Origin of the sequence: Acinetobacter venetianus RAG-1 = CIP 110063, from assembly GCF_000368585.1 — a bacterium.
GTDB lineage: Bacteria > Pseudomonadota > Gammaproteobacteria > Pseudomonadales > Moraxellaceae > Acinetobacter > Acinetobacter venetianus.
Map to the genome: position 1 here is coordinate 684578 of NZ_KB849557.1, position 23076 is coordinate 707653.

General features: G+C 40.4%; 22 protein-coding genes. 8 read left to right on the forward strand and 14 right to left on the reverse strand.

Annotation, left to right across the window (positions count from 1 at the left end):
- The first annotated feature begins 140 nt into the window (after positions 1 to 140).
- Positions 141 to 1034, forward strand: a complete 894-nt coding sequence (omp33-36, locus tag F959_RS04740; protein WP_004878010.1) for a porin Omp33-36 — start codon at positions 141 to 143, stop codon at positions 1032 to 1034.
- A gap of 122 nt (positions 1035 to 1156) precedes the next feature.
- On the opposite strand, the gene F959_RS04745 is transcribed toward omp33-36, so the two are convergent.
- A complete protein-coding gene (locus F959_RS04745; protein WP_004878012.1) occupies positions 1157 to 1807 on the reverse strand; it encodes a response regulator in 651 nt (216 codons plus the stop codon).
- A gap of 352 nt (positions 1808 to 2159) precedes the next feature.
- Here F959_RS04745 and msuE point away from each other — a divergent pair, with 352 nt between their 5' ends.
- Positions 2160 to 2852, forward strand: a complete 693-nt coding sequence (gene msuE / locus F959_RS04750) for an FMN reductase (protein WP_004878013.1) — start codon at positions 2160 to 2162, stop codon at positions 2850 to 2852.
- Positions 2853 to 2924: 72 nt separating this feature from the next.
- Entirely contained in the window at positions 2925 to 4028 is a 1104-nt protein-coding gene (gene sfnG, locus F959_RS04755; RefSeq protein ID WP_004878015.1) for a dimethylsulfone monooxygenase SfnG, read from the forward strand.
- A 77-nt stretch (positions 4029 to 4105) separates the two neighbouring features.
- Here sfnG and F959_RS04760 read toward each other — a convergent pair whose 3' ends face one another.
- A complete protein-coding gene (locus F959_RS04760; protein WP_004878017.1) occupies positions 4106 to 4519 on the reverse strand; it encodes an Lrp/AsnC family transcriptional regulator in 414 nt (137 codons plus the stop codon).
- Between the two features lie 104 nt (positions 4520 to 4623).
- Here F959_RS04760 and F959_RS04765 point away from each other — a divergent pair, with 104 nt between their 5' ends.
- Positions 4624 to 5169, forward strand: coding sequence for a cysteine hydrolase family protein (locus F959_RS04765; RefSeq protein ID WP_004878018.1), 546 nt, complete (start codon positions 4624 to 4626; stop codon positions 5167 to 5169).
- Positions 5170 to 5219: 50 nt separating this feature from the next.
- Here the strand turns inward: F959_RS04765 and acs are convergent, their stop codons facing one another.
- On the reverse strand, positions 5220 to 7163 hold the full coding sequence (gene acs / locus F959_RS04770; protein ID WP_004878021.1) for an acetate--CoA ligase: 1944 nt from the start codon (positions 7161 to 7163) through the stop codon (positions 5220 to 5222).
- Between the two features lie 283 nt (positions 7164 to 7446).
- Between acs and F959_RS04775 the strand changes: the two genes are divergently transcribed.
- Positions 7447 to 8016 carry a DUF805 domain-containing protein gene (locus F959_RS04775; protein ID WP_004878023.1) on the forward strand — a complete coding sequence of 190 codons (570 nt, stop codon included), beginning with the start codon at positions 7447 to 7449 and terminating at the stop codon, positions 8014 to 8016.
- A 132-nt stretch (positions 8017 to 8148) separates the two neighbouring features.
- Positions 8149 to 9135, forward strand: coding sequence for a mechanosensitive ion channel family protein (locus F959_RS04780; protein WP_004878024.1), 987 nt, complete (start codon positions 8149 to 8151; stop codon positions 9133 to 9135).
- On the opposite strand, the gene F959_RS04785 is transcribed toward F959_RS04780, so the two are convergent.
- The 5 genes from F959_RS04785 to prfB all read right to left on the reverse strand — a co-directional run bounded on the left by F959_RS04785 (position 9115) and on the right by prfB (position 13908).
- On the reverse strand, positions 9115 to 9822 hold the full coding sequence (locus tag F959_RS04785) for a 16S rRNA (uracil(1498)-N(3))-methyltransferase (protein WP_004878025.1): 708 nt from the start codon (positions 9820 to 9822) through the stop codon (positions 9115 to 9117). The genes F959_RS04780 and F959_RS04785 overlap by 21 nt on opposite strands.
- Positions 9819 to 11138 (reverse strand): 3-deoxy-D-manno-octulosonic acid transferase, encoded by a 1320-nt coding sequence (locus F959_RS04790; RefSeq protein ID WP_004878026.1) that lies wholly within the window; start codon positions 11136 to 11138, stop codon positions 9819 to 9821. The genes F959_RS04785 and F959_RS04790 overlap by 4 nt, the downstream gene beginning before the upstream one ends.
- A gap of 99 nt (positions 11139 to 11237) precedes the next feature.
- Positions 11238 to 12302, reverse strand: coding sequence for an alkene reductase (locus F959_RS04795; RefSeq protein WP_004878028.1), 1065 nt, complete (start codon positions 12300 to 12302; stop codon positions 11238 to 11240).
- Between the two features lie 54 nt (positions 12303 to 12356).
- Positions 12357 to 12659, reverse strand: a complete 303-nt coding sequence (locus F959_RS04800; protein ID WP_017196833.1) for an ArsR/SmtB family transcription factor — start codon at positions 12657 to 12659, stop codon at positions 12357 to 12359.
- Between the two features lie 153 nt (positions 12660 to 12812).
- Positions 12813 to 13908 (reverse strand): peptide chain release factor 2 gene (prfB, locus tag F959_RS04805; protein WP_100607978.1). Its coding sequence is split into 2 segments (ribosomal slippage): positions 12813 to 13835 and positions 13837 to 13908, totalling 1095 coding nucleotides; the frame shifts between segments, so codons are not numbered across the junction.
- 410 nt (positions 13909 to 14318) lie between these two features.
- On the opposite strand from prfB, the gene F959_RS04810 reads away from it, so the two are divergent.
- Together F959_RS04810 and F959_RS04815 are read left to right on the forward strand one after the other, a co-directional pair.
- Positions 14319 to 15086: a putative porin gene (locus F959_RS04810; protein WP_004878034.1), complete on the forward strand. Its 768-nt coding sequence runs from the start codon at positions 14319 to 14321 to the stop codon at positions 15084 to 15086.
- A 259-nt stretch (positions 15087 to 15345) separates the two neighbouring features.
- Entirely contained in the window at positions 15346 to 16203 is an 858-nt protein-coding gene (locus tag F959_RS04815) for a putative porin (protein WP_004878036.1), read from the forward strand.
- A gap of 45 nt (positions 16204 to 16248) precedes the next feature.
- Here F959_RS04815 and recJ read toward each other — a convergent pair whose 3' ends face one another.
- The 6 genes from recJ to F959_RS04845 form a co-directional block, all read right to left on the reverse strand.
- Positions 16249 to 17949, reverse strand: a complete 1701-nt coding sequence (gene recJ, locus F959_RS04820; RefSeq protein WP_004878037.1) for a single-stranded-DNA-specific exonuclease RecJ — start codon at positions 17947 to 17949, stop codon at positions 16249 to 16251.
- Positions 17950 to 18606, reverse strand: coding sequence for a pyridoxamine 5'-phosphate oxidase (gene pdxH, locus F959_RS04825; RefSeq protein WP_004878039.1), 657 nt, complete (start codon positions 18604 to 18606; stop codon positions 17950 to 17952).
- 11 nt (positions 18607 to 18617) lie between these two features.
- Positions 18618 to 19955 carry a phosphoglucosamine mutase gene (gene glmM, locus F959_RS04830; RefSeq protein ID WP_004878041.1) on the reverse strand — a complete coding sequence of 446 codons (1338 nt, stop codon included), beginning with the start codon at positions 19953 to 19955 and terminating at the stop codon, positions 18618 to 18620.
- Positions 19956 to 20082: 127 nt separating this feature from the next.
- Positions 20083 to 21549, reverse strand: a complete 1467-nt coding sequence (guaB, locus tag F959_RS04835; RefSeq protein WP_004878042.1) for an IMP dehydrogenase — start codon at positions 21547 to 21549, stop codon at positions 20083 to 20085.
- 140 nt (positions 21550 to 21689) lie between these two features.
- The gene (locus F959_RS04840; RefSeq protein ID WP_004878044.1) at positions 21690 to 22055 is read right to left on the reverse strand and encodes a YkgJ family cysteine cluster protein; all 366 of its coding nucleotides are present in this window, start codon (positions 22053 to 22055) and stop codon (positions 21690 to 21692) included.
- Positions 22056 to 22188: 133 nt separating this feature from the next.
- A complete protein-coding gene (locus F959_RS04845) occupies positions 22189 to 22995 on the reverse strand; it encodes an oxygen-binding di-iron domain-containing protein (RefSeq protein ID WP_004878046.1) in 807 nt (268 codons plus the stop codon).
- Between the last annotated feature and the right edge of the window lie 81 nt (positions 22996 to 23076).

Consider the following 23076-nt stretch of genomic DNA (forward strand, 5'->3'; position numbering starts at 1 on the left):
GTTTGTCTATTTTTTAGACAATACATACAAGCCATACATTCGTTTGTCGGGTCATAGAATTTATTACATTGACTTCATATTTTGTTACAATAGAATGACTCCAGATTTATATTTCTTTTATATCAATGCTGGAAATTACTATGAAAAAACTCGGTTTAGCCACTGCTTTAGTATTAGCCATGACCGGTGCTCACGCTTACCAATTCGAAGTTCAAGGTCAATCAGAATTTTTAGACACGACTGTAAATGACAAAAACTTCACTGGTGCAGCTCAAGGTACTTTCTTCCTTAAAGATGTTGATACATCTAAAGGCCCTTTAGCTGAAGCAGCTTTCTTAAATCAAGCTTCTAACGTTTCAGCGGCATATAGCTTTGCTAAACATGATGGGGATGAAGTTGTAACTTCTAAAACTCAATCATTTGGTGCGAAAGGTGAAGCATATATCCCAACTCCTTACTTACCAGTATATACAAGCGCTTCTTATAGCCACACTCAAACTAAAGTTGATGGCGAAAAAGACAACGGCGATCGTTATGCTTTAGAAGTTGGTACTTTATTAGCGCCTAATTTCTTAGTTGCTGTAGGTTACACTAGCATTGCTGACCAATTCGCTTTAGATGCAAACAGCGTACTTTCTCAAGGTATCGTTAAATCATTTGGCGAAGCTGCAACAATTGGTGAAGACCAAGATGCGATTACTGCACGTACTAAATACGTTGGTAACATCGATGGTACGAACATGGCTGTAGGTTTTGAAGCTGACCTTGTTTATGGTGACACTACTGCTTACCAATTAAAAACTGATGTATACGTAACACCTAAGTTAAGCGTTGGTGCTTCTTATGCAGAAGTAAGTGCTAGCAAAAACCCTGCTAACGATAACTTCTCTCCAATCAAATCTGCTTGGGGCGCGAACGTTAACTACTTCATCACTCCAGCTGTTGCTGTAGGTGCTAGCTATTTAAATGCAAATGCAGTTAATGCTGACCTAGATACGCAAACTGTTGGCGTGAACGCGAAGTTCCGTTTCTAATATTGAATTCGGGTTCTAAACCTAGAACCCTTAATTCATAATAAAAAAACCAGTTCATCAGAACTGGTTTTTTATTTCTAACAACATTGATTAACTTTCATCTATAAAAGAAACTCAAGTCATTACATCTTCTTATCTTCAATATTAAGCGCACTAATCGCCAATACTGCTTGAGTACGGTTTTGTACGCCAAGTTTACGGAAAATCGCAGTCACATGCGCTTTAATTGTTGCCTCTGATACATCCAGCTCATAAGCAATCTGTTTATTTAACAGCCCTTCCGCAACCATCATTAATACACGAAATTGTTGTGGTGTAAGAGACTGTAATCGCTCAGCGAGAGCCGTTTCATCCGCAGCACGAGGATCAAAACCTGCATGTGTTGGTAAATTTGGTGGTAGCCAAATCTCACCTTCCAACACTTGTTTAATCGCTTCACCAATATGGCTAGGATGTGAAGACTTTGGAATATATCCCATCGCACCATGAGCAATTGCACGTTGAATAATTGAAAGCTCTTCATGTGCAGATACAACAATAATCGGAATCGCTGGATATTGAGCGCGGACATACACTAAAGCTGAAAAGCCAGAAGCACCTGGAAGATTTAAATCCAACAGTACTAAGTCTGGTTCTGCACCATGCTCTAATCGTTCATAGAATTCATCAACATCCGCAGTTTCCTGAATTTGAGCCTGAGGAATGCTATAACGAACCGCTTGAATCAAAGCATGTCTAAATAAAGGATGGTCATCTACAATTAAAATATTCATAAGCGCTTTATGCAGTCTTCAAGTACGTCACTGTACGGAGTTTATTCCAATCTACTCTATCTTAGCGTATTTTTAAATAAACTGTTGGTCAAGCATCAAGAGTTGTGTATTCCAGCATAAATGCAAAACAATACAAATATTGATATAAGTCACATCACAGCAACTAATCAATAAACACTATACAGAAATAATGAGAAGAAACAGAGTATTAAATTCATTTAATTTTTCTCGTAATACTTAGAACAGATATATCTAGAAAACAGATAAGCTTGCAGCTTTTCCTTATTTTACAGCTGCGGTCGAGCTATAGATAAATAAATAGTAATTCGTAATGATCTTTTAGGCTGTGACTATGTCCAATCGTAATACTTTATCAACTCCACTAAATATTGTTGCGGTATCTGGTGGTTTAAATAGCCCTTCGAAAACAGAAAGTTTAGTTCAAGCCATTCTCGATGAACTAGCAGAAGCCATCAACATTCAAGTACATTTTGTGAAACTCAGTGAAATTGGGCCTTTGCTTGGTGGAGCAATTTATCGTAATCAATTGCCACAACGTGTTCAAGATGACCTCGCAGCGGTAGAAGCAGCTGATGCACTGATTGTCGGCACTCCTGTTTATCGTGCTTCGTTTACAGGTTTATTCAAGCATTTTTTTGATTTTGTAGAACAAACTGCTTTGGTTGATGTGCCCGTTTTACTTGCAGCCTCAGGTGGCAGCGACCGCCATGCATTGGTCTTAGAACATCAATTACGCCCACTATTTAGTTTCTTTCAAGCTCAAACCTTACCCATTGGCGTTTATGCCACAGATCGCGACTTCACCCCTGAATATACGGTGAAAAGCGAGCAATTATCTGATCGCGTGACGCTCGCTGTTGCACGTGCTTTACCAATCTTAGAATGGGCACCAGCCAAAGGTCAGCGTGCTGCTGCCATTAAAACCAAAACTGAACAAGCAAATCAAAATCTTGGGATCAACAAACAGATTGAACAGGCCGAGGTGCTTCCATCCGCAGCAGTTCCAGATTTGGATGCAGCGTAATCTCGATTACATTCCAAATCAACTAAAAATCTAACTCACGTTGCATAAACCGATTTAATGGAGGATACAACAATGACAACAACAGCATCCGCAATTAAATTTGCCTACTGGGTTCCCAATGTGAGTGGCGGTCTCGTTGTCAGCAATATTGAACAACGTACTGACTGGAGCTATGACTATAATGTGCGCTTAGCGCAAGCAGCGGAACAAAGCGGCTTTGAATATGCTCTCACTCAAATTCGTTTTACCGCTGGCTATGGTGCAGAAAACCAGCATGAATCTGTCAGTTTTAGTCATGCTTTATTAGCAAAGACTGAAAAACTCAAAGTAATTGCAGCGATCCTACCTGGCCCTTGGAAGCCCGCATTGGCTGCTAAGCAATTGGCGACCATTGACTATCTTACTCAAGGGCGCATTGCAATTAATGTGGTCAGTGGTTGGTTCCGTGGTGAATTTGATGCGATTGGCGAACCTTGGCCTGAGCATGACGAACGCTATGTTCGCTCGGAAGAATTTATTCGTACTCTCAAAGGGATTTGGACGACTGACCATTACAGCTTTGATGGTAAATATTACCAATTTCAAAATTACACACTTAAACCAAAACCATTGCAAAAACCGTCCATCGAAGTGTTTCAAGGTGGTAGTTCTCGCGCCGCTCGTGATATGGCAGCACGTGTATCCGACTGGTATTTTACCAACGGCAATAGTGTCGAAGAAATTAAGAAACAGATTGATGACATTCGCAGCAAAGCGAAGTTATCTAATAGACACGTCAAGATCGGGGTTAATGCTTTCATTATCGCGCGTGATACTGAGGAAGAAGCTAAAGCCGTACTGAATGAGATCATTGCGCAAGCCAATATCGAAGCGGTGAATGCATTCGGTGATGCAACTCGTGAAGCGGGTGCAGCAGCTCCAGAAGGTGAAGGAAATTGGGCAAAATCGACCTTCGATGATTTGGTGCAATATAACGATGGCTTTAAAACCAATCTGATTGGCACACCACAGCAAATTGCAGAACGCATTATTGCTTTAAAAAATGTGGGGGTAGATCTAGTTCTTTCTGGCTTTCTTCATTTCATTGAAGAGGTTGAATATTTTGGAGAAAAAGTTTTACCGCTAGTCCGTCAACTTGAACAACAGGAGCATCATCTCTCAGCAAAATCAGCGTAGTTTTCAGCGTTAAATAAGAAGAAAAACAAAACTAATGGCAGATACTCCCCCAAGGCTCGGCTTGGGGCTTTTTTATTTTAACGGGTCTCAATTTCTCGCATGACGGTTTCAACCGAATAACGGCACCACTGCGACAGCTGCTCAATGAATTCATTTAATTGTGGCGGATCAAAGTGGCTGACGATCATATAACAAGCATTGCCGAGAACCTTAAAACATTCATCCACTTGCTCATATTGTTTGACTAAACGCTCAACCTCGATAAAAGCTTGCTGATCATTCATAAAAAGTTGGATGAATTGTTTATGCTCATACTTTATAGCCACAGTGTAGTTTTTGATAATACCAGCATCCATCAACTGAGCAATACGTGCCCCCACTGCCTGTCCTGTACGATGCACGGCCTGTCCAATTTCTTTATGACTCAGACGAGAATCTTGTCTCAATAATTCAAGAATTTTTAAGTCGATGGAATCAAGTTCAATATTCATTTTTCATTACGAAAGAAAACCAGCAACAATGCTTTCACCAAAATATAGCCCATTTCTCAGTTTCACCCTACTCTTGTTTTATCTTAACCTTGGAGCTAAACCTGATGAAACAGGCCTTATTGATTATTGATGTGCAGAATGATTATTTTAAAAATGGCAAAATGGAGTTGGTCAATCCTGAACTTGCCTTACAAAATACCAATCAACTAGAAGACCATTTTATTCAAAACAATTTACCGATCATTTATATCCAACACATTAGTCCCGCCTCAGCCAGTTTCTTTCAGGAGAATACCGTTGGTGTTGAATTACACCCACAACTTAAAATCACTGATGATTCTCTGATTGTTGAAAAACATTTCCCGAATAGCTTTCTAGAAACCAAACTTCAAGCGCTGTTGGAACAGCATCAAGTTGAGCAATTAGTGGTTACAGGCATGATGACACATATGTGCATCGATGCAGGCACACGAGCAGCACAAGAGCTTGGCTATCAACCGATTGTGATTGCAGATGCGACTGCAACTCGCGATTTAGAACATGAGGGCAAAATTGTCAAAGCAGCAGACGTACAAACTGCTTTTTTATCAGCGCTAGGCTTCTTCGCTACAGTACAAAACACGGCAGATTTTTTAGCCACACATAAATAAACCATATAAAAAAAGAGCGTTCTACAGAACGCTCTTTTAGTAAAAAACGATTATCTGTTTGGATAAACCGTCGCAATCAAATGCTCGACCACAGCTGGTTCAGCTAGTGTAGAGGTATCACCTAAGCTATCCAGTTCATTTGCCGCAATCTTTCTCAAGATACGGCGCATGATTTTACCTGAACGGGTTTTCGGTAATGCAGGCGCCCAATGCAATGCGTCTGGGGTTGCCACGGGTCCAAGAACTTTACGCACCCAATTCACCAACTCTTTGCGTAGCTCTTCAGATTCTGCCACATCAGCTTGTAAAGTCACAAAGGTACAAATACCCTGACCTTTAATATCGTGCGGCATCCCAACCACCGCAGCCTCAGCAACTGCCTCATGTGCCACCAACGCACTTTCTATCTCGGCAGTCCCTAAACGATGCCCTGAAACATTCAGTACATCATCAACACGTCCTGTAATCCAATAGTAATTATCTTCATCTCGACGTGCACCATCACCCGTGAAATAGCAACCTTTAAAGGTCGAGAAATATGCTTCGATAAAACGTTGAGGATCGCCCCATATGGTTCGCATCTGACCTGGCCATGAATCTTTAATCACCAGATTCCCTTCTGTTGCGCCTTCTAACTCATTGCCTTCACCATCGACTAAGGCTGGCTGAACACCGAAGAATGGACGTGTTGCTGAACCCGGCTTTAAAGCGGTTGCACCCGGCAACGGTGAAATTAAGATACCACCCGTTTCTGTTTGCCACCAAGTATCCACAATTGGGCAACGACCTTCACCAACCACCTCGTGATACCAATTCCATGCTTCAGGATTAATCGGTTCACCAACCGAACCCAGTAGACGTAAGCTACTGCGATCACTTTCACGGACATAAGCATCACCTTCACGCATCATGGCGCGAATTGCGGTTGGAGCAGTATAGAGAATAGTAATGTTGTGCTTATCAATGACATGACCAATACGCGCCCAAGTTGGATATTGTGGAATCCCTTCAAACATCACCGTCGTCGTTGCATTACTCAGTGGGCCATAAAGTAAATAACTATGCCCTGTAATCCAACCCACATCCGCAGTACACCAATACACATCATCTTCACGAAGATCAAAGACCTCTCTGAATGTTGTGTTGACATATACTAGATAACCGCCTGTGGTATGTAGCACGCCTTTCGGTTTACCTGTTGAACCTGAGGTATACAGAATGAATAATGGGTCTTCTGCTTTCATCGGTTCTGGTGGACAGTGCTCATCCACTTCCATAATGGCAAGGTGATACCAAACATCTCGCTCAGGGTTAAACTGAATAGGATTACCTGTACGGTGCACCACAATCACATTCTGAACACTACTTGTACCATCAATCTCCAATGCAGCATCTACATTTTCTTTGAGTGGAATAATTTTCCCGCCACGCATTCCCGCATCAGCAGTAATGACTAATTTTGCTTGGCTATCTTCAATACGACTGGCCAATGAATCTGGTGAGAAGCCACCGAACACCACACAATGTACTGCGCCGATACGCGCACATGCCAACATAGCAATTGCTGCTTCAGGCACCATTGGCATATATAGAACTACGCGATCACCTTTACTGATACCTTGCTTTTTCAGAACATTGGCAAAACGACACACTTCATCATGCAATTCTGCAAATGAAATAATTTTATGACGTGATGGATGATCACCTTCCCAAATAATTGCTGGCTTGAGAGGATTATCTTTAAGATGACGATCTAAACAGTTAGCAGAAACATTCAGTTCGCCATCTGCAAACCATTCGATCTTGAAATTATCTGGATGAAAACTGGTGTTTTTAACTTGCGTAAAAGGTTTGATCCAATCAATCTTTTTCGCTTCTTCTGCCCAAAATGCTTCAGGCTGTTCAATTGAATACTGATAACGATTGAAATAGTCTGCTTCAGAGATTCTTGCTGTTTCTTTGAATTTGTCAGGCACTGGGTAGATTTCTTTCATAGTTCACTTCCTTGGTTTTTTATCTCATACCGTAGATATACCATCTAATGCTTCGGTATTTTTTGTTGTCTCTTGCAGTATGGTCACCAACAACAAGAGCAAACAATGCGGCTTTGGTCGTAGAACTGTTGCAATTTTACGATTCGCATATTTTCAAAAATTTACTCAAAATAATTTAAAATTTAACTGCTTGTCTATGCTTTTTGTTTTTAAAATAAGTGATTATTTTGATCAATCTAAACACTTTAAAAGATTTAATAAGCAGAAAAACAGGAATCAATCTATGTCAGATTTTATAATTGCACCGCAAACACAACCCAGCAAAGATCATCCACTCTCATCGAGAGGACGTTTTAATCGACTTAGCTACTTAGGTTGGCATGGTCTTATCAGTATCGGATTCATGCTGATGTTCGTGCTATTGGTGTCAATCGCAGGCAATGTCAGCATAAATAATGTCAATATGAACGAACCGATGTTCTCAGCATTTTCAGGTATTGCAACATTTGCCATTATTGCGCTGTGGTTTGCAGGATTTTATTTTCAAATTGTTTTCTTGATTCGACGCTTACATGATCTCAATAAAACAGGTTGGTTATGCCTACTGTTACTTGTGCCATTAATACAACTCTTCTTCACTTTATATGTATTACTTGCGCCGGGCACACCGTATCGCAATGACTATGGAGATGTACGTCCATCGAAAGCATGGGAAAAATTATTGGCTTGGATCATGATTATCCTGAGTATTTTCATACTATTTAGTATGTCTGTCTTTATGTATTACTTCGCTAGCCCTGATATTTGGGATGCACCAACACAAATTATTCAAAACACAACGGAGTATTTTTGATTGTGAGTAATTTTTATGCGTTTGTAGTATTAATGAAATCAATTGATTACTGAATTTGCCAAGCGTGTTTACAATAATTTCATTATCATGCAACACCTTATTACTCCTTTCTTTGCGAAATAGAGATTTCTAGTGGCTAACGAACAAACAACATTGACAAATGTCGCGAAAGATACAGGCGAACTATTGCATCAGGCCAGTGCGAAAACCACTCAGACGGTACTTGCACATACTGAGAAATATCATGACGCCTATACGACGATTGATAAAATCATCGACAGCTTTTGGGAACGTGTTCCCTACATCTGTATTGCGATTATTGTTTTTATCATTTTCTGGTTACTCACTAAATTATTTAAATTTTTTGTGAATAAAACATTAACCAATCGCTCTTATGCAAGACAAAATTTGGTTTTAGTTCTGCACCGTGTCGGTGGAACATTTATCTTATTCTTTGGCTTCCTAATCGCATTGGTGATTGCAATTCCAGGATTTACACCGAGCCAACTCATCGGTGCTCTAGGAATTGGTTCTGTTGCCATTGGTTTCGCATTTAAAGATATTTTCCAAAATTTACTTTCAGGTGTTCTGATTTTACTTGGTGAACCATTCCGTATCGGTGATGCAATCATCGTGAATGGCATGGAAGGTGTGGTCGAAGATATTCAGATTCGAGCGACTTTTTTACGTTCTTATGATGGTCGCCGTATCGTGATTCCGAATGCAACGGTCTATACCAGTCCTGTAACCGTCAATACCGCTTATCAGCAGCGTCGTTGTGAGTTTATTGTTGGTATTGGTTACGATGATGATGAACAAAAAGCCAAGCAAATTGTCTTGGATATCTTGAATAATGACCGTAATGTGCTCAGTCAACCGACATTCTCAGTCAATGTTACCGCTTTAGCCGATTTCTCTGTCAATTTAACGGTTCGTTGGTGGATTAATACCACTGAAACCGATATTTTATCATCGACTAGTTCAATCCAAGCTCAAGTAAAACAAGCCTTTAATGCTCAAGGAATTAATATTCCATATCCAATTCAAGAGCTTAAAGTACAGCAGAATAATGCTCAATTGCCTTTTGATACACAAAACTCAGATAAACAGCCTTCCTAAAATAGACGGAACAGCAGTTTCAGTTCGCAAAATTCGGTTGCCTAAGCTCACAGCTTGGCAACCATTTTTTTTGAGCAATTCAATTTCATAAGGAATGAATCCGCCTTCTGGCCCAACCACCACAATACACGGATGTTGTATTGCGTGAGGCATCACATGCTCAGCATAGGGATGTGCCACATAGGCTGGCCGCTGCTCTGTGATTAAAGTTGCCAAAACATCTTCTACAAAAGGTTTAAAGCGTTTGTACAATTGTATCTCTGGCGCAATGGTGTCTCCCGCCTGCTCTAAGCCCAAAGTTACATAATCATCCAGTTGCTGTAAAAAAGGCGTCTGCCAATAGCTTTTATCTACGCGATAACTATGAATCAAACTAATGCGCTCCACACCTAAAGTCACTGCATCCATCATCATTCGACGCAACACTTTGGGGCGAGGTAAGGCAAGAATCAAATGTACAGGATGCTTAGCAGGTACAGCTTCGGTCTCAATCGGGCGCACCACAATTCGCGTCTCATTCAACGCAACAACTTCTGTCAAATAGCGTAGACCTTGTCGAATACCGACTTTCAGCGAATCACCTACTTGAAGCTGTAAATGCTGACGTAAATGTTGAAATTGTCTTGGATTTTCAATATTCCAAAGCTCAGATTGTGTCTGTTCTGGTTCAAGTAACACAATATTCATGAGGATGCGGTTTGCTGTAAATAATGATCAATTAACTGAATATGCTTTTGTAAAGAACCCGTATTTCGTTGTAAAACCAACTGAGCTTGCTGAACTAAACGTTGTTTTTGAGCAGTATTTTCTAAACAGCTCAACAGCTGTTGCACAATCTGTGCTGCATCATCTCCAATCAAAATGCCTTGCTCTACAACAAACTCATCGACAATGCTTTGGAAGTTAAAATAGCGCGGTCCAATGACAGTCGGCACATCGAGTACCATAGGTTCTAAAATATTATGACCACCACCCGGTTCATTCAATGAACCGCCAACAAAACACGCTTGGCTCAAGCCATACCACAACCACATTTCCCCCATACTATCAGCAAGAAAAACTTGTGTGTCCGCTTGAATCGTTTGCTTAAGACTACGGCGTTGCGTATTTAAATTTAAACGCTGACATACCTGGTAGACCTCATCAAATCGCTCAGGATGACGAGGCACAACAATGCACAACAAATTGGAATTTGCATTTAAGTGCGGCTGTAGCTGTTTCAGTAAATTCTCTTCTTCTGGCGCATGTGTGCTGGCAAGGGTGATGATTTGACGATGTTCGAGTTGCCAATCTTGTTTGAACTGTTCTGCCTGTGAGACATAGTGCTGCGGTGCAGTAATATCAAATTTAATATTTCCAACCACCTGACTTTTGTTTTGATCGAGTCCTAAATCAACATAACGTTGTTGTGTTGCGCGATCTTGCGCTAGCATCCACGTCAGTTGTTGTAACATCGGCTTGGTCAATCGCGCCACTTTGCCATAACCTTTCGCCGATTTTTCTGAAAGACGAGCATTTAATAAAATACAGGGAATCTGTTGTTGCTTGGCTTCCGCAATCAAATTTGGCCAGATTTCAGTTTCAACCAATGCCAAAAGTTTGGGTTGATATACATCAAAAAACTGCTTGAGCAATGGCTTTTGATCAACGGGCAAATAAACCGCTTGAAATAAATCGAGATAAGGTGCTTTCAGAAACAGCGATTTGGCGCGTGCCTGACCCGTCTTCGTCGTATTGGTCACCAACACAGGATGGCCTAATTTTAAATAATGCTCGATCAAAGGCTGTGCTGCATTGGTTTCCCCAACAGACACCACATGAAACCAAATCGTTTCTAAGTTTTTGGGTGGCTGAAAAGGGCCAAAACGCTCGATACACTCTTGTTGAAATGCCGCCGCATTTTCAGCGCGTTGTTTTATTTTCCAACGATATAACGGTTTGATACAGGTCAATAAAAAGTTATACCAAAAGGGTGTTTGCTGCACTGCGTTTTTCTGCGCCATCCTAGACCATATTTCACGATTTGATGTGTGCTTATTATGCGGAATTTCAATAAAAAACTCATGCCATTTTGGTAAATAGCATGAGTCTTTTAGATCAGATTAAGCTTCTAACTGTTCAAAAGCAGGATAATCTGTATAGCCTTCTGCGCCTGAGCCATATAAGGTTTCAGGCTGAATAGCATTTAAAGGTAAATCATTTTGCAAACGTTCTAACAGATCTGGATTGGCAATATAAGCTTTGCCGAATGACACCGCATCTGCTTGACCTGTTGCCAAGATTTGTTTTGCAGAATCAGCCGTTAAACCTTCATTTGCAATCCATACACCTTTAAATTTCGAACGTAGTGCAGGCATTAAGCTATCTTCGGCTTGGTATTCACGCGTGAAAATAAAAGCAACATTGCGCTGATCCAATTGCTCAACGACATAGCCAAAAGTTGCCAATGGATTTTCATCGCCCATATCATGTGAATCACCACGTGGCGCTAGATGAACGCCCACTCGACCCGCCCCCCAAACCTCGATAAAAGCATCGACGACTTGTAAGAGTAAACGTGCACGGTTTTCAATTGAACCACCATATTCATCATCACGATGATTGGTTGAACTTTGCAAGAACTGGTCAATCAAATATCCGTTGGCAGCATGCAACTCTACACCATCAAAACCTGCCGCTTTCGCTTGTTCAGCAGCATTTCTATATTGTGCAGCAATTTCCTGAATTTCTTCATGGGATAATGCACGCGGCGTAACGAATGGGCGTTTTGGACGAAGTAAACTTACTTCACCAGCAGGCTGAATTGCGCTTGGCGCAACAGGTGTATCACCATCTAACAAATCGGGATGTGAAATTCGACCAACATGCCAAAGCTGAACCACGATTTTTGAGCCTTGTGAATGCACTGCATCAACAATCTTGTTCCAAGCCTGTGCTTGTTCTTGTGACCATAAGCCTGGGGTATTGGCATAACCTGCGGCTTTTGGACTAATCACCGTTGCTTCGGTAATGATTAGACCCGCATTGGCACGTTGTTGATAGTATTCCACCATTAAATCGTTTGGAACACGAGACGCATCGCTACGTGCACGCGTTAAAGGAGCTAAAACCAAACGGTTTTTAATCTTAAAGTCACCTACTTGTATGGTAGAGTTTAATTCAGCCATGATCGCCTCAACTTCACTCTATTCAGCGGGTTAAGATTGCCCTTATCCTCGCCGTCAGAGTGTTTGTTTTAAATGTTCGATGTATTGCTGAATCAAAGCTTCATTACGTGTGAAATAAGACCATTGCCCATATTTTTCGACATTAATCAAACCCGCTTGCTGTAACACAGACAAATGATTCGACATCGTCGATTGCGCAACTTTGCCTAAACGTTCGATGTGCCCAGCACATACACCACGCTCAAAACTACCACCACATTCCTGTACAGGTAAAAATTGCTCTGGCTCTTTTAACCACTGCAAAATTTGTCGACGTAATGGGTTGGCTAAGGCTTTGCTTATAACATCAATATCCATAGACTCACCACGTTTCTCAACAGGCAAAAGCTTTGTTCAGCATCTAAACTCAGTATATCGAATTTTATAAATATTAATATCTGTTTTTATCGATATTAATATCATATTTTTCCGATTAACCAAAAGATGCTGAACGAAATTGCCGTTTTAAACTTATAAACCTTGTTTCAAACTTGCTTCAATGAACTTGTCTAAATCACCATCCAAGACTGCTTTGGTGTTCGATGTTTCTACACTTGTACGCAAATCTTTAATACGTGAATCGTCTAAGACATAAGAACGAATTTGGCTGCCCCAACCGATGTCAGACTTTGAATCTTCCAAAGCTTGAGCTGCTTCATTACGCTTACTCATCTCTAATTCATAGAGCTTGGCACGTAACTGTTTCCACGCATGATCACGGTTAGCATGTTGTGAACGTTGGTTCTGACACGCCACCACGATACCTGTTGGTGCGTGGGTTAAACGTACCGCAGAATCAGTTTTGTTAATGTGCTGACCACCTGCACCCGAAGCACGATAAGTATCTGTTCGAACATCCGATGGATTAATATCGATCTCAATATTGTCATCAATCTCAGGTGAGATAAATACTGCTGAGAATGATGTATGACGGTTGTTGTTACTATCAAATGGCGATTTACGCACTAAACGGTGTACACCACTTTCTGTCCGTAACCAACCATAAGCAAACTCACCATCCACACGAATCGTTGCAGATTTAATTCCTGCAACATCACCGTCAGAAACTTCCATTAATTCAGCTTTAAAGCCATGACGTTCAATCCAACGCAAGTACATACGTAACAGCATGGATGCCCAATCTTGTGCTTCTGTACCACCAGAACCCGATTGGATTTCAAGGAAGCATGGATTTGGGTCCATTGGATTACTAAACATACGGCGGAATTCAAGATTACCTAAAGCCTGTTCAGCACTATCCAGTTCAGCTTGTACATCGACCAATAAACTTTCATCATCAGCCTCAACAGCCAAATCAAGCATCGCTTTCGCGTCATCAAGCTGTTCAGCCAAACGATCAAATACACTAATGGTATTTTCTAAACTGCCCTTTTCTTTGGCAATCGCTTGAGCACGATTTTGATCATTCCAAATTGCAGGGTCTTCTAATTCTCTTAAAACTTCTTCTAAACGCTCAACTTTTAGATCGTAGTCAAAGATACCCCCGTAGTGTTTGGCTACGATCAGATAAATCTTTCAATTGAACTAAATACGGATTAATTTCCACGTGTCTTTTCCCACACTCTTTTTCACTTAATCGACTATTTTAACATAAGTGTTTTTACGACACAGCCGTCTTATTTTGTACATCACGGAAAACGAAAACAAATGTTTCACTTTCATCTTTTCATACTTTTCCAACGATTTCACTGAAACAATTTAAACTTAAATGGGGTAAAAATTAGACTAAATATACGAAAATACACAATCCCTCCTAAGTTTTAATAAATCAATACAATCAGTTTTTTCAAATAAAAATCAAATATATATAATGTCAAAATTACAAGTCAATTACATTCGTACCGTTTGATTACTTTCTCATGATTGACCCTCATCAAATTTTAAATAGACTGGGACTTGTAACAAAACATGTAATTAAGATTTAGCTAGTTCTCATTATTTCAGAGGGAAGTAACCATGAAAAAATTAGCAATTGCATCGGCACTTTTATCTGCATTGGCAGTGACAGGTACAGCACATGCTTATCAAGCTGAAGTAGGCGGCTCATATACTTATTCTGATTGGGATGATTTCGATGCAACACATAGCTTTGGTGTAGATGGAAAATACTATTTCAACCCAGTGCAAACCCGTAATGCACCTCTTGCTGAAGCAGCGTTTGTAAACCGCGCAAGTAATGTTAGTGCAAAAGTGAATTACGCAGACAATAACGGTATAAAAGACTCACAATATGGCGTAGGTGTAGAATATTTTGTCCCGAATAGTGACTTTTACTTAAGCGGTAATTTGGGGCGTAATGAGTTAGAAGTAGACAATACATCTATCGATCAAAAAGTTACAACTTATGCTGCTGAAGTAGGTTACTTACCTGCACCAGGTTTATTACTTGCTTTAGGTGTAAAAGGGTATGACGAAAAAGATGGTAAAGACGGTGCAGACCCAACCGTTCGCGCAAAATACGTCACCCAAGTTGGTGGAAATGACATTAACTTAGAAGCATATGGAGCTTTCGGTGATTTAGACGAATACCGAGTAAAAGGTGATTACTACTTAGATAAAACACTCAGTGTAGGTGCAGATTACTACAATAACGATCTTACGAACCGTGATGAATGGGGTATTTCTGCGAAGAAATTCCTAAATCAGCAAGTAAGCTTAGAAGGTCGTGTCGGTTTTGGTGATGATTACAACACATATGGTGTTCGTGCTGCATACCGTTTCTAATTGTTAAATCCTAACTTTTAGATTCAAAAAAACCGCTCTGAAATCAATTTTCAGGGCGGTTTTTATATAATGAATATTTATAAATACAAAAATAAGTATCATGATCCATTCATATTAAATTCAGCATATGATTATTTAAACAGAAACAGCTAAATATTTTGATCATTCATTTAATAATTGACGACTCTCAAATTTTGACTACACTACAACTCGCAACAAATTATTACGATGCATTATTTTAATAAAGGGGAGTTATTGAATGAAAAAATTAAGCTTAATTACAGCACTTTTAAGTTCTTGTGTTGCTTTAAATGCGAATGCATATCAAACCGAAGCGACTGGTGCTTATGAATACGTTGACATGGATGGTGGTAAAACCAATAGCGCAGCAATCAGCGGTAAATATTACTTTAATCCTGTGCAAACCCGTAATGCGCCTCTTGCAGAAGCAGCTTTCCTTGACAAAGCATCGAACATCGGCGGTGGATATGCGTATAGCAAACTTCAAGATGATGAAGATTTTGGTGATTTGCAATTTAATATTATCGGTGTAGAAGGCGAAATTTTTATTCCTGATACTCAGTTTTATGTTTCTGGTGCATTACACCGCACGAATATTAAAGCCACCATTAATGGACTTGGTTCAGAGTCAGATAATGGCAATGGTTACGAGTTTGAAGCAGGTTTCCTTCCAGTAAATGGTTTATTACTTGCTGTAGGTGTGGCTGATTTTTCAGAAAGTATCAACCCTGTAAAAGTCGCAAAATATGGTTTTGTTACTAATGTCAGTAATGCTGCCGTTGTTTCTGGTGATAACGACGATACAGCCGTTTCACTTCGTGCAAAATATGTTTCAGAAGTCGCTGGCTTCTATACAAATTTTGAAGGTGTAACTTACATCGGTGACGAAACATCTTATCGTTTAGCTGCTGATCTGTATTTAGATCAAACACTAAGCGTTGGTGTTTCTTTTGCAGACTCTACAGCTGACGACTCAGATAGTATTTTCAACATTCGTGCACAAAAATTCTTTAATCCTCAATTTGCTTTAGGTGTGGGATACACGACAACTGATGGTGCTGACTCTTATGGCATCAACGGTACATTCCGCTTTTAATTGAGTTTCTATAAAACAAAAAATCCGCTCAACAGAGCGGATTTTTTATTGCTTTAAATAGGCGACCTGCAATTGTAAACTGGTATTCCCATTAAAAACATTACGTTCTAAGGTGTACACCAAATCGACATAACCCAACATTGGATTAAATTCATAACGATCGATGGCATTAAAAGCAATCGCATCAATCGCATGTTGCCCTACAGCAAGTTTTAATTTTAAGTGCTGATCTTTGAGCCAACGATAATCAATCACTTTAAACCGACCCTCGAATTGAGGTAGAGGAAATTTTTGTCCCCAAGGGCCAAGTTGCTCTATCCAATCTAAAGTTCCTAAATGCAAAGCGGAGTCATCTAACTCACCATCAGTCCATAAAGTTGCTTGAAATAAATCTGAATCCATTTCCGCGATCATTTGAGTAAACACGGTTTTAAATTCTTCAAAATGTTCTTTTTTTAGTGTTAAACCCGCCGCTGCTGCATGCCCACCAAAATGACTGACCAAATGCGGATACTGTTCAGCAACCTGCTCAATCATATCTCGGATATGAATCCCTTCGATTGAACGAGCAGAACCTTTGATATGTATCCCATCTTCATCGGGCGCAAACACTAAGCTTGGTCGATGAAACTGCTCTTTTAAGCGGCCTGCAACGATACCGATCACCCCTTGATGCCATTGTTCCTCAAACATTACCAAAGCGGCTGGAACATGCTCTGTTGTGAGTTGAATATGTTGCAAAGCTGTCAATGCCTGCTGCTTCATTTCATTTTCAACTTGTCGACGTTCAACATTCAGTTGATTGAGCTGCTGAGCAATCGGATAAGCAGTTGCCATATCTTCAGCAAGTAAGCATTCTATTCCGATACGCATACTTTCCATACGACCTGCGGCATTAATCCGCGGACCAAGCACAAAACCTAAATCCTGCGCACGTAGATGAGCTGCATCACGACCAGCAATATCGAGTAACGCTAAAATTCCAGCACGACACTGATACTGTTGGATGCGTTTAACACCCGCATCAATCAAAATGCGATTGTTATAATCTAAAGTTGCAACATCAGCATAAGTACCCAAAGCAACTAGATCTAAATATTGAGTGACTTTACTGCTCGTTTTATTGTGCTGACTGCGAAAACTTGCCAGTTTTGCCAAGACATAGAATGCGACTCCAACCCCTGCCAATGCCTTACTCGAAAACTCGCAATCCAATTGGTTTGGATTCACCACAGCTTCAGCAAATGGTGTTGGCTTAGTCGTTAAATGGTGATCCGTAATAATCACTTGCATCCCAAGTGACTGCGCCGTTTCAACACCCGCATGACTTGATATCCCATTATCGACAGTAATCAATAAATCAGGTTGATAGGTTGCGTGTGCCAATTCAGCAATTTTGGGAGTTAACCCATAGCCATATTTAAAACGGTCAGGTACCAGATAGTCGACCAATGCACCCATTTCTTTTAAGACTAATACCATCAGCGCGGTACTGGTTGCACCATCTGCATCATAGTCACCCACAATGATGATTTTCTTTTGCTGATCAATCGCTTGATCAATCAACTCAACTGCTCTATCTAAACCTTTCAAATGCGGAGCAAGTAGATGTTTAAGCTTTAATTCAAGCTCTTGTTCAGACTGAACACCTCGTCTTGCCAAAATCTCTGCGATAAACGGAGGCACGCCCTGAAACTGTTCAGGGCGTGTAAGTAATGGTCTCTTTTGAATAAGTATCTGTGTCATTTATGGCATCAAACGTTGAATCGTCCAGAGATCATTCTGTTTTTCATAACTTAAACGATCATGCAAGCGGTTTGGTCGCCCCTGCCAGAATTCATAATAATCTGCTTCGAGACGATAACCTCCCCAAAATTCAGGTTTAGCTAACTCACCTTGATCACCAACGCGCTGCTGGAGTTGTTGAAAGCGTTGTTGCAATTCTTCACGACCCGAAATCGCACCACTTTGTGGAGTACTAATGTGCGCTGCAATTTGGCTATCACGAGGGCGCTTATGATAATAATCAGTCGATTCTTGTTCAGAAATCTTAAGTACCTTACCACTGATACGCACCTGACGTTCTAAGCTAGGCCAATAAAATAACAACTCAGCAAAAGGATTTTCAGCAAGATCTAAACCTTTTTGACTATCATAATTGGTATAAAAATCATAACCTGCTTCAGTCGCACCACGTAACAAGACGGTTCGAACATGCGGACGGCCTTGTGCATTTGCTGTCGCAAGTGACATGGTATAGGGTTCATGCAGATTTGCATCAAGCGCATGATTAAACCAGTTTAAAAACTGCAAATGTGGATCACTGCTGATCTGCGCTTCGTGTAATTCGCCTTGTTCGTAACTTAAACGTAGCTCGCTGAGATCCTTAATGACATCACTCATTATTTATCTCCTTAAGCAACTTGCGCCTGCGCACGTACTGCATCAGCTAAATGATTTGCCAGACTCACAACCTCTTCTTGTTGATCACCTTCAACCATCACACGAATCACAGGCTCAGTACCTGACTTACGAATTAAAATACGTCCACGGCCTTTGAGTTGCTGCTCTGCTTTATCAAATTCAGCCACTAAAGCTGGAATAGAATACGGGTCGATCATTTGCTGTAAACGCACATTAACGAGAACTTGAGGGAATAAAACAAAACCTTCCACTAACTCATGTAAGGCTTTACCCTGCTCAACCATAACCGTCAGCACTTGTAATGCAGCAATAATCGCATCACCTGTTGTACTTTTATCCAAGGTGAGAATATGCCCTGATGGCTCACCGCCCGTTACCCAAGCGTTTTCTTCAAGTGCTTGTAACACATAACGGTCACCTACTTTGGCACGGACAAAACCAACGTCTGCTTTTTGCAATGCCAGTTCAAGCGCCATATTACTCATGACTGTACCCACGACACCTTTTGGCTTGTGGTTGGCTTGCGTCGCTAAAATATACAAAATATGGTCACCATCAATCAGATCACCATTTTTATCCACCATCACTACACGATCAGCATCACCATCAAAAGCAATGCCAAGATCAGCCTGATGTTCTACAACTGCTTTCTGTAATTGTTCAGGATGAGTTGAACCACAATTTTCATTAATATTTAAACCATCTGGTTCATTGAATAATGAAATTACCTTCGCACCCAACTCACGGAATACAGAAGGTCCTACGCTATAGGCTGCACCATTGGCACAATCCACGACAATTTTTAAATTATGTAAATTGAAGTGGTATGGGAAAGTAGATTTACAGAATTCGATATAACGACCATTGGCATCTGTTACACGTACGCTTTTACCAAGGTTTGCCGTGTCATCAATGACAAGATCTTTTTCTAATTCTTGGTTAATTTCATCCTGTAAGGTATCAGGAAGTTTTTTACCTTCACTTGAGAAGAACTTAATCCCATTATCAAAATAAGGGTTGTGTGACGCAGAAATCACAATCCCCGCATGGGCATGTAGTGCACGAGTTAAATGAGCAATCGCTGGCGTTGGTAATGGACCCAATAGATGAACATAAACACCCGCAGCATTTAAACCTGCTTGTAGCGCCGCTTCTAAAATATATCCAGATAAACGCGTATCCTTACCTAATACCACAATTGGCTTATTTTTCGGACTATTTCTTTTTAGTACTTTTCCTGCGGCAAAGCCAAGTTTTAATGCAAACTCAGGGGTAATTGGCATTTGTCCAAATTTTCCACGAATGCCATCAGTGCCAAAATAACTCATCTTCTACTCACTTTCTTATCGTTTATATGGTCTATCACCATATATTTCTCATCACGCTCACTTTACACCAAAAACAAAAAAACCGTCAGTAAACTGACGGTTTTTCTATCGGTAAAATTACCAAAAATCAACCAACACGATAGTTTGGCGCTTCTTTAGTAATCGTTACGTCATGTACGTGTGATTCAGACATACCTGCTGAAGTAATTTTCACGAATTTCGCATTTTGGCGAAGGTCTTCAATGGTCGATGAACCAGTATAACCCATAGAAGAACGTAGACCACCCATCATTTGATGGATGATATTGCCCATTGGGCCTTTATATGGAACACGTCCTTCAATGCCTTCAGGTACTAATTTTTCAGCACCTGCTTTCGAGTCTTGGAAATAACGGTCAGCTGAACCAGTCGCACCTGCCATCGCACCTAAAGAACCCATACCGCGATACGCTTTGTAATAACGACCTTGGAAGAACTCAACCTCACCCGGCGCTTCTTCAGTACCAGCAAGCAGTGAACCCACCATGATCGTACTCGCACCCGCACCAATTGCTTTTGCCATATCGCCAGAGAAGCGGATACCACCATCAGCAATCAAAGGAATTTGGTCTTTCAATGCATTTGCTACACTGTCAATCGCAGAAATTTGTGGCATACCAATACCTGCCACAATACGTGTTGTACAAATCGAACCAGGGCCAATACCCACTTTAACGGCATCTGCACCAGCATCAAGCAATGCCAATGCCGCATCACCTGTCGCAATATTTCCGCCAATCACTTGAACTTGTGGGTAGTTTGCTTTTACCCAACGTACGCGTTCAATTACACCCGCCGAATGACCATGTGCAGTATCTACAACAATCGCATCAACACCAGCATCAACCAATGCTTCTACGCGGCTTGGTGTCTCGGCACCTGTACCCACAGCAGCACCTACACGTAAACGACCAAGGTCATCTTTACAACTGTTTGGATAGCTTTCAGCTTTACGGAAGTCAGTGACCGTAATTAAGCCTTTGAGTTCATTGTGCTCGCCAACAACTAAGACTTTTTCAATACGATGTTTTTGCAATAATGCTTGAATATTTTCTTTAGATTCGCCTTCACGTACAGTAACTAAGCGATCTTGACCTGTCATGATGTTGCTCACAGGCTGTTCTAAGTTCGTTTCAAAACGTGTATCACGTCCTGTTACGATACCGACAACTTTGCCATCTTTTACAACAGGCACACCGCTGATGTTGTTGGCACTTGTGATTGCAATCAATTCACGAACAGTTGTTTCTGGTGTCACAGTGATAGGATCTTTCACCATCCCCGCTTCAAATTTTTTCACACGACGAACTTCAGCAGCTTGTGCTGAGATGTCCATGTTTTTGTGCAAAATACCAATACCACCATTCTGCGCCATCGCAATTGCCATACGAGACTCAGTCACCGTATCCATTGCAGCAGAAACGAGAGGAATATTAAGTTGAATTCCGCGAGTTAAACGTGTCTTTAAGGAGACATCTTTTGGGAGAACAGTAGAGTAGGCAGGAAGTAATAAGACATCATCGAAGGTCAAGGCTTCTTGAACGATGGTCAGCATAACAATCTCACTGGTAATTTCCGTGAGCTATTATAAACAAATTTCGATGTGATTTTCATTTTCTATGAAGAAAATAATTTGAGAAAAAGCATTTCTTCATCAGAATAAATTTTTTTTACATTGAGTTTATCAAAACAGAATTAACAGACCTGGTCAAAATTATCATTATTTTCAGAATCTTGTGGTTCGACACAAATGAGTGGAATCATATTGTGTTTCATTCGTGCTTTATTACATTGTTCATCTGCAATTTGTACTTCTTTACAACTCGAGCTACGCGCTTCATAAATAGAACAACTTACATTGACACCAACGTCACCTTGTAAGGCCACACATCTAGGTTGTGATTGATTGGTTCCTTTCATGCAAGAATAAACCGCTGTAAGAGGTTCAACCATTTCTTCAGGCATGCTTTCAGCTTCAGCCCAATAGAATGAGACACGGAAATTTGCGCAGCATGCACCACAACTAATGCATGCATCTGGCGTAGCAATTTGAGACAACATTTTTATTAAAATTCTCGCGACCAAATCAAATTTTTTATAGCGCGAATCCTAAGAAAATTCACTACCGAAAACAATATATATTTATCTGTTTTCGATAGATTTATTCGTTCAAATTTTAAGGATTAATCAAGCTTTAATTTATTTCCGTTGGAATGCTGAAAACATACTCATTCATAAGGTCTACGCCACATTCTAGATTTTCAATCCAATCCAAAAATTGATTAATCATCTCTTTACCGACAAATGCCGTGCCATGTTGAGGAACAATCATATCCAAATCCATTTGACGAACCATATTGACCCATAAACGAATCACTTTATTTGAGCACATATAGCGTTGATGGAAGCCTTTCATTTTTTTGATGTGGGCTTCAAAATCAGTGATCGGTAGACTGGCATCTTCAACAATCGATGCCCCCATATCACCAGAAAATAAAATTTTTGCCGTTGGATCATAAAATTGGAAATTGCCAACCGAATGTAAAAAGTGAGCAGGTACGACAACAATAGATGATTCACCCAGTGGAATCACTTGTCCTGTGTCAGGCAATTCAATCAGACGCTCCTCCCAATTGCCCTTCATACGATCACTCATAAAAGCTGAATTCAGATGTGGTAAAAATCGTGCCCATAATTTTGAAGCGACAATTTTTGCATCGGTATAAACCAACCAACGCGGCATCGAGGTAATAATGTCAGGATCTTGATGCGAAGCCATCACATAATCTAAATTTTTAAGCTTCGTATATCGATTCAATTCCATCGTCAAAGGAACATACGTTAAGTCCCCACCTGGATCTAAAACAGCAGCACGATCATGATCAATAATTAAAAATTGATTGGCTTGAATCCCCTCGCCTTTTACCAAACTGGTAAAACTAATGCATTTATGAGTACCATTATCAAATAATATTTGTGATGTAGTCCGATCAAAGCTCATAGTAACCCCAGAAAAATTCTTTAAATATGAAATATTTTTAATTCCATAATAAAATAATGGGATTTAGACGCTGTTTCAATC

Bases quoted from the DNA above. Each gene is read 5' to 3' on its own strand.
- omp33-36 (WP_004878010.1), top strand. From the start codon at position 141: ATGAAAAAACTCGGTTTAGCCACTGCTTTAGTATTAGCCATGACCGGT.
- F959_RS04745 (WP_004878012.1), bottom strand. From the start codon at position 1,807: ATGAATATTTTAATTGTAGATGACCATCCTTTATTTAGACATGCTTTG.
- msuE (WP_004878013.1), top strand. From the start codon at position 2,160: ATGTCCAATCGTAATACTTTATCAACTCCACTAAATATTGTTGCGGTA.
- sfnG (WP_004878015.1), top strand. From the start codon at position 2,925: ATGACAACAACAGCATCCGCAATTAAATTTGCCTACTGGGTTCCCAAT.
- F959_RS04760 (WP_004878017.1), bottom strand. From the start codon at position 4,519: ATGAATATTGAACTTGATTCCATCGACTTAAAAATTCTTGAATTATTG.
- F959_RS04765 (WP_004878018.1), top strand. From the start codon at position 4,624: ATGAAACAGGCCTTATTGATTATTGATGTGCAGAATGATTATTTTAAA.
- acs (WP_004878021.1), bottom strand. From the start codon at position 7,163: ATGAAAGAAATCTACCCAGTGCCTGACAAATTCAAAGAAACAGCAAGA.
- F959_RS04775 (WP_004878023.1), top strand. From the start codon at position 7,447: ATGTCAGATTTTATAATTGCACCGCAAACACAACCCAGCAAAGATCAT.
- F959_RS04785 (WP_004878025.1), bottom strand. From the start codon at position 9,822: ATGAATATTGTGTTACTTGAACCAGAACAGACACAATCTGAGCTTTGG.
- F959_RS04790 (WP_004878026.1), bottom strand. From the start codon at position 11,138: ATGGCGCAGAAAAACGCAGTGCAGCAAACACCCTTTTGGTATAACTTT.
- F959_RS04795 (WP_004878028.1), bottom strand. From the start codon at position 12,302: ATGGCTGAATTAAACTCTACCATACAAGTAGGTGACTTTAAGATTAAA.
- F959_RS04800 (WP_017196833.1), bottom strand. From the start codon at position 12,659: ATGGATATTGATGTTATAAGCAAAGCCTTAGCCAACCCATTACGTCGA.
- F959_RS04810 (WP_004878034.1), top strand. From the start codon at position 14,319: ATGAAAAAATTAGCAATTGCATCGGCACTTTTATCTGCATTGGCAGTG.
- F959_RS04815 (WP_004878036.1), top strand. From the start codon at position 15,346: ATGAAAAAATTAAGCTTAATTACAGCACTTTTAAGTTCTTGTGTTGCT.
- recJ (WP_004878037.1), bottom strand. From the start codon at position 17,949: ATGACACAGATACTTATTCAAAAGAGACCATTACTTACACGCCCTGAA.
- pdxH (WP_004878039.1), bottom strand. From the start codon at position 18,606: ATGAGTGATGTCATTAAGGATCTCAGCGAGCTACGTTTAAGTTACGAA.
- glmM (WP_004878041.1), bottom strand. From the start codon at position 19,955: ATGAGTTATTTTGGCACTGATGGCATTCGTGGAAAATTTGGACAAATG.
- guaB (WP_004878042.1), bottom strand. From the start codon at position 21,549: ATGCTGACCATCGTTCAAGAAGCCTTGACCTTCGATGATGTCTTATTA.
- F959_RS04840 (WP_004878044.1), bottom strand. From the start codon at position 22,055: ATGTTGTCTCAAATTGCTACGCCAGATGCATGCATTAGTTGTGGTGCA.
- F959_RS04845 (WP_004878046.1), bottom strand. From the start codon at position 22,995: ATGAGCTTTGATCGGACTACATCACAAATATTATTTGATAATGGTACT.